This window comes from Streptomyces sp. NPDC054932 (assembly GCF_053610205.1).
In genome coordinates, this window is sequence record NZ_JBSGXU010000302.1 from 1 (window position 1) to 6,345 (window position 6,345).

A 6,345-nucleotide genomic window follows, 5' to 3' on the forward strand; every position below is an offset into this window, starting at 1 on the left:
CCCGTTCCCGGGTGCGGCGCCGTCGTGCTCCCGGGGGCTCCGCCCCGCGCCCCAGCGCCTCGGACGCCGGCGGGGCCGGACCTTCCGCGACGTCAGCGCCCCGACGGGGACGGTTCCGGCTTCGCCGATGGCGACGATGACGGCGTCGGTGTCGGCGTCGGCTTCGCCGCCTTCGGGAGTTCCGGTTCCACCCACGGAGCGGTCGGCCGGATGTTCTCCGGGCCGCCCGGCGGCGGCGCGGCGATCGCCGCCAGGGCCTCCTTGGCCAGCGGCCCGCGCAACGGAGAGAAGTGCGGGTTCGTCCGCATGGCCTCCTGGAGGTGGCGGCGGGCCGCCGCCTCGTCGCCGAGGCCGTGTTCGATCATCGCCCGGTGGAAGGCGAAGTCGGCGCTGCGCAGCCCCGGCTCCGTGGCCTTCTTCGCGTACTCCAGCGCCGCCGCGTCCTCGCCGGCCTGGTGCAGCGCCCACCCCAGCGCGTCCGCGACCTGCACGCTCTTGTGGCTCGACCACTCCTGCGACAGGCGCCGCACCGCCGCCGCCGCACTGCCGTGGTCCGCCTCGTACAGGCCGAGGACCACGTCGGCGTCGATCCCGTTGCGACTGTCCCGGGCGGCCATCGTCGCCAGCGCGTCGTACTGGGCGCGCGCCTCCTGCCCCCGCCCCAGCGACTCCAGCAGCTCGCCCAGTTCCCGCGCGAGCTGCGGCACCGGGGTCCGGCCCAGCGCCATCCGGTAGTCCCGCACCGCCTCCCCGCTGCGCCCCAGCGCGGCCAGCGCGCGGGCCCGGCCGCCCAGCGCCTGCGACTGCGCCGGATCCGTCCGCAGCGCGCCCTCGTACTGCCGCAGCGCCTCCGAGGCGTCGCCCCGCTCCCAGGACAGCTCCCCGAGCCGGAACAGCGCGTACGCCTTCTCCGCCGGGGTCTTCGCCGCGCCCGCCGCGTGCTCCATGGCCACCACCGCGTCCTCGCGCCAGCCGCGGTCCCGGTAGACCTGCGAGGCCCGGACGTACGCGGCCAGGCCCGGCCGCATCTCCAGCAGCAGCTCCATCGCCTGCTGCGCGCCCTTGTAGTCGCCCAGCCCGGAGTACGCGTCCACCAGCACCGGGTACGCCGTCCACCGCTTGGGCGCCTGCGCCCGTACGAGCTCGCCCCACTTGCGGGCGGTCCCGAAGTCCCGCCGGGCGTTGGCCAGCGCGCCCATGCCCGTCATCGCGTCGAAGTTGCCCTTCTCCGCCGGGCGGAGCTCCAGCGACCGTTTCAGGGCCTTCTCCGCCCTCGGGAACCAGCCCGAATCGGCCGTCCGCCGCGCCTGTTCCAGGTAGGCGGAGCCGAGGACGGCCCACGACGCCTCGTCGTCCGGATGCGCCGCGAGCCACTGCTCCCGGTCCGCCACCAGCGCCGTCAGGTCCACCGCCGCCACGGGCGAGCCCATCCCCACCGCCGACGCGGCACGCTCGCCCGGTTCCGGCGGGCGGGCGTCGTCACCGGTCCTGGCGGGCCGGATCAGCAGGGCCCCGGCGATCAGGACCACGGCGACCGCGGCCGCCACGAGCGTCTTGCGGCCGGTGAAGGTCACGGGCGGCGCCGGCGTCTGCGATTCCTCGTCGATACGGTCCATGGGGTCACTGTGCGTCAATATGAAGAGCTCGCCGAGGTGTCCGAAGAGGGGCGCGGGCGTGTTCACACCGATGGCCCCGACTGCCACGCTGGTCCCATGGATGACGATCTCTTCGCACGTCTGCGGGCAAGCCTGCTGGAAGGGCTCCCCGCCGAGGCCCTGCTCACCGATCCCCAGGTGACCACCTCCTACGCCACCGACATGGCCAGCTTCTGCGCCGCCGGCACCCCGGCAGCCGTCGTCCTGCCCCGGACCGTCGAGCAGGTCCAGCACGTCCTGCGCACGGCCACCGCCCTACGGATCCCCGTGGTCCCGCAGGGTGCCCGGACGGGCCTGTCGGGCGCCGCCAACGCCTCCGACGGCTGCATCGTGCTCTCGCTCGTCAAGATGGACCGGATCCTGGAGATCAGCGCCGTCGACCGGATCGCCGTGGTCGAGCCGGGCGTGGTGAACGCCGTGCTCTCACGGGCCGTCGCCGAACAGGGCCTGTACTACCCGCCCGACCCCTCCAGCTGGGAGCAGTGCACCATCGGCGGCAACATCGGCACCGCCTCGGGCGGCCTGTGCTGCGTCAAGTACGGGGTCACCGCCGAGTACGTGCTCGGCCTCGACGTGGTCCTGGCCGACGGGCGGCTGCTGCGCACGGGCCGGCGCACCGCCAAGGGCGTGGCCGGCTACGACCTCACGCGGCTCTTCGTGGGCTCCGAGGGCAGCCTCGGCGTCGTCGTCCAGGCCGTCCTCGCCCTGCGGCCCGCCCCGCCCCGGCAGCTCGCGCTGGCCGCCGAGTTCCCGTCCGTCGCGGCCGCCTGCGACGCCGTCTGCGCCGTCATGGAGGCGGGCCTGACCCCCTCGCTGCTGGAGCTGATGGACCGTACGACCGTCCGGGCCGTCAACGCGCTCGGGAAGATGGGGCTGCCGGAGGCCACGGAGGCCCTGCTGCTGGCCGCCTTCGACACCCCGCACGCCCCCGCGGACCTCGCGGCCGTGGGGGAGCTGTGCCTGGCCGCCGGGGCCACCGCCGTCGTGCCCGCCGAGGACCAGGCGGAGTCCGAACTGCTGCTCCAGGCGCGGCGGATGTCCTTCCCCGCGCTGGAGGCGCTGCGGCCCGCGACGATGATCGACGACGTCTGCGTACCGCGCTCGCGGCTCGGCGAGATGCTGGACGGGACGGCCGCCATCGCCCGTACGCACGACCTGCTCATCGGGGTCTGCGCGCACGCCGGGGACGGCAACACCCACCCGATCGTCTGCTTCGACCCCGCGGACGAGGACGAGACGCGGCGGGCCCGCGAGTCCTTCGGCGAGATCATGGCGCTCGGGCTCTCCCTGGGCGGGACCATCACCGGCGAGCACGGGGTCGGCGTGCTGAAGAAGGAGTGGCTCGCCCGCGAACTCGGCCCGGTCGGGCTGGAGATGCAGCGGGCCGTCAAGCACGCCTTCGACCCGCTGGGGCTGCTCAACCCCGGCAAGCTCTTCTGAGCGGCGGCGGGGGCGGGGGAGGCGGCTGGGGCGGCGGGGCGTGAGGTCGCCCGGCATCAGAGGTCCCCGTCCGCCGACTCGTCCGACGGCCACGGGTCGCGCAGCCACAGGTCGTCGGCCGGGGTCGGGGTGAGCAGCTCGGCCAGCGCGGCGTCCAGGCCGAGCCGCTCGGCCTCGGTGCCGGGCGGAACGACCCGCAGGGTGCGCTCCAGCCAGGCCGACACCGAGCCCGCGGGGGCCTCCAGGAGGGCGTCGCCGTCGGGGGAGGTGAGCGCCATGCAGAGCACGGCCTTGTTGTCGACCTTCGTGGGCCAGATCCGGACGTCACCGTGGCCGCACGGGCGGAAGACGCCCTCGACGAGGAGCTCGCGGGCGAACGTCCAGTTGACGGGGGTGTTCGAGCCGGTGTGGAAGGTGATGTGGACGGCGTACGGGTCGTGCGTGAGGTAGAGGAGCCGCGCGGGGACGGGGATGCTGCGCTCGGGGGACAGGACCAGCTTCAATTCCAGCTCGCGCTCGATGACGGGGTGGTGCATGACGGCCTCACTTCGGTTCGGTGTGCGGGGCCGGACGGGGCCCCGCACCCGCAGAGAGCGTGGACCTGCCCGGGTATGACGCGACTTCCGGCGGCGAACCGGAGATTGGCCAATTTCTGTCGGCTGACCGAAAACCGTCGTAGAGGGTGACGTTCGCTCGTTTGCTTGGATTCTCCCGTTACCGGCCCTGTACGGGTGGGGTTCTTGGCTATGGTCCTCCCTTGCACAAGCCTCAAGCCACGATCGGAGTTGGGGACATGACGGCCTCCCCTGGTGACGGCGAGCACGCGGCCCGCGAGGGCTACTACCCGGATCCGTCCATCCCGGGGTACATCCGCTACTGGAACGGCGCGGCCTGGGTTCCGGGCACGAGTCGCCCTGCCCCGGAGCCGGCACCCGCCGTCCGGGCGGCGCCCGCCCCCGTCGCGGCACCCGCCGTCCGCGGCGGGCACGCCGTGCGCGCGGACGAGACCGGGCCGGTGTTCCTGGACGGGACCTCCATGACCGAGGCGCTGCCGGAGCCCGCTCCTGTCTCCGCCCCGGCTCCCGTTCCGGCTCCCGCCCCGGCTCCCGTTCAGGCGCACGCCCCCGCGCACGCCCCCGCCCCGGCTCCCGTCCCCGTCGCGGAGCCGGTCGCCGAGCCCGTGGTGTGGCAGGCCGACCCCGTGCACCAGGCCGGCTTCGGCGGGCCCCGCGACCACCGGGTGTCGTGGGGCAGCGCGCCGGAGCCCGAACGCGCTCGGCAGCCCGAACCGGAAGCCGTCGCGGAACCGGGGGCGGGGCACGACTCCCCGCGGCAGGCGGGCATCTCCCTGGCCCGTACGCCGGCTGCGGCGGCTGCGGCGGCTGCCGAGGCGGCGCCCGCGGCGACACCCGCGCGCGCTCCCGAGCCGCAGCCCTCCGCGGGGATCCTCTCGGTGCGGTCCCCGGCCGCCCAGCCCCGTGCGGCCGAGTGGCCCGACGCTCCCGGAGCCGGGGCGGGACTCACCTCCTCCTGGCCCGAGGCAGTGGCCGCCGCACCCGCCCCCGCGCCGGTCCCCGCCCCCGCCCCCGCGCCGACCCCCGCCCCCGCCCCCGCACCGGCCCCCGCACCTGCGCCGGCCCCCGCCGCCGACCGGCCCGAGGTGTGGGCGCCGCGCCCCGCCGGAGTGCGCCCGAGGATCGCGGCGCGACCCGCCGAGGCGGCCGCCCCGGCGGAGCCCCGCCCCCGGACCGCGGAGCCGCGCGGCCCCGAGGAGGACCGGGTCCGCCCGGGCGGACCGGCCTCCCGCCCCGCGGGGGCCCGTACGCCCCGGGAGGTGTTCGAGCGGATGGCGGAACGGGCCGTGCGCCCCGCCGGGCTGATGCGCCGTGCCGTGGCCCGCGCCCTGGACTCCGTCGTCCTCGCCGCCGTCGCGGCGGCCGTGGCGCAGCCCCTCCTGCCCGGGGCCACCGCCCATGTCGAGGCCAAGGTGGACGCCGCCCGGGCGAGCGGCCGCACCACCACCGTCTGGCTCCTCGACGGGGTCATCGCCGGCCGGCTGGGTCTGGTCCTCGGCGCGGTCCTCCTCTTCGGGATCCTCTACGAGGTGCTGCCCACCGCCCGCTGGGGCCGTACCCCGGGCAAGAAGCTGCTGGGCGTCCGGGTCCTGGCCACCGCCACCCTGCGCCCGCCCACCTTCGGGGCGGCCCTGCGCCGCTGGCTCGTGTACGCCTTCCTCGGTCTGCCCGGCAGCCTCTGGTGCCTCGTGGACCGCCCGCGCCGCCAGGCCTGGCACGACAAGGCGGCCCGGACGTACGTGGCCCGCTGAGCGGGGCCGGGCGGACCCGGTCCCGTCCCTGCCCCGAATGGACGCCGTCCCGTTGCGAGGGTGCCGACGGCGGGTTCGACTCGGGCCATGAGTACCGACCAGCCGCCGCCGGGCCAGCCGCCCGAGGACGACCCGTTCCTCAAGAAGCCCCAGGAACCGACGCCTCCGTCGGGCGGTTCGCCGTACGGCCCGCCGCCTCCCGGAAGCGGTGGTCCCCCGCCCCCGCCCGGAGGCCCGGGCGGCGGTGGGGGATACCCGCCCCCGCCGCCCCCGTACGGCGGCGGGGACCCGTACGGCGGCAGCGGCGGCTACGGCATGCCCGATCCGCTCGCCGGGATGCCCCCGCTCGCCGACTTCGGCAAGCGGCTCCTCGCGCGCATCGTCGACGTCATCATCGTCGCCATCCCGCTGGCCCTCATCCAGCTGGCCTTCGGCACGAGCCGCTACCGGTACGACACCGGCCGCGGCGAGGACGTCAGCGAGGTCTTCACCAGGTCCTACAGCGGCAGCGGCCTGGTGATGACCCTGATCGCGATCGTCGGGTACGTCGGCTACGACTGGTGGTTCACCAGGAAGAGCGGCCAGACCGTCGGCAAGAAGCTCCTCGGCCTGCGCGTCGCGATGCTCAACGACGGGAGCGTGCCGAACTCCAACGCCTCCCTGACCCGCGCCGCCGTGCTCTGGCTGCCGACGCTGATCTGCTGCGCCTGCCTGTGGCCGATCGCGCTGGTCGTCTCGATCCTGGTCGACAAGCCGTACAAGCAGGGCCTGCACGACAAGGTCGCCAAGACGGTCGTGGTCCAGGCCACCACATAGCGCCTGTCGCAGCACGCACCGCGACGCGGGCGGCCGTCCCTCCGGGGAGGCCGCCCGCGCCGCGTCGGGCGTGAACGCGCCGGGCGTGAAAGGTCAGTGGTGCACGCG

Annotated in this window: 5 protein-coding genes; 3 read left to right on the plus strand and 2 right to left on the minus strand. The window is 75.6% G+C overall.

Annotated features, from left to right (window positions below; translation table 11 throughout):
- Positions 1–92 precede the first annotated feature (92 nt).
- Complete coding sequence (locus ACWGE1_RS39330; RefSeq protein WP_453425271.1) at positions 93–1,616, minus strand: tetratricopeptide repeat protein; 1,524 nt, start codon at positions 1,614–1,616, stop codon at positions 93–95.
- A 96-nt stretch (positions 1,617–1,712) separates the two neighbouring features.
- On the opposite strand from ACWGE1_RS39330, the gene ACWGE1_RS39335 reads away from it, so the two are divergent.
- Positions 1,713–3,095 carry an FAD-binding oxidoreductase gene (locus ACWGE1_RS39335; protein WP_453425272.1) on the plus strand — a complete coding sequence of 461 codons (1,383 nt, stop codon included), beginning with the start codon at positions 1,713–1,715 and terminating at the stop codon, positions 3,093–3,095.
- A gap of 56 nt (positions 3,096–3,151) precedes the next feature.
- Here ACWGE1_RS39335 and ACWGE1_RS39340 read toward each other — a convergent pair whose 3' ends face one another.
- Positions 3,152–3,631 carry an SsgA family sporulation/cell division regulator gene (locus ACWGE1_RS39340; RefSeq protein ID WP_453425273.1) on the minus strand — a complete coding sequence of 160 codons (480 nt, stop codon included), beginning with the start codon at positions 3,629–3,631 and terminating at the stop codon, positions 3,152–3,154.
- 257 nt (positions 3,632–3,888) lie between these two features.
- Between ACWGE1_RS39340 and ACWGE1_RS39345 the strand changes: the two genes are divergently transcribed.
- Positions 3,889–5,421: an RDD family protein gene (locus tag ACWGE1_RS39345; RefSeq protein WP_453425274.1), complete on the plus strand. Its 1,533-nt coding sequence runs from the start codon at positions 3,889–3,891 to the stop codon at positions 5,419–5,421.
- Positions 5,422–5,508: 87 nt separating this feature from the next.
- Positions 5,509–6,237, plus strand: a complete 729-nt coding sequence (locus ACWGE1_RS39350) for an RDD family protein (protein ID WP_453425275.1) — start codon at positions 5,509–5,511, stop codon at positions 6,235–6,237.
- Positions 6,238–6,345: the final 108 nt, after the last annotated feature.

Excerpts from the sequence above, each read along its gene's own strand:
- ACWGE1_RS39330 (WP_453425271.1), bottom strand. The coding sequence starts at position 1,616 with ATGGACCGTATCGACGAGGAATCGCAGACGCCGGCGCCGCCCGTGACC.
- ACWGE1_RS39345 (WP_453425274.1), top strand. The coding sequence starts at position 3,889 with ATGACGGCCTCCCCTGGTGACGGCGAGCACGCGGCCCGCGAGGGCTAC.
- ACWGE1_RS39340 (WP_453425273.1), bottom strand. The coding sequence starts at position 3,631 with ATGCACCACCCCGTCATCGAGCGCGAGCTGGAATTGAAGCTGGTCCTG.
- ACWGE1_RS39350 (WP_453425275.1), top strand. The coding sequence starts at position 5,509 with ATGAGTACCGACCAGCCGCCGCCGGGCCAGCCGCCCGAGGACGACCCG.
- ACWGE1_RS39335 (WP_453425272.1), top strand. The coding sequence starts at position 1,713 with ATGGATGACGATCTCTTCGCACGTCTGCGGGCAAGCCTGCTGGAAGGG.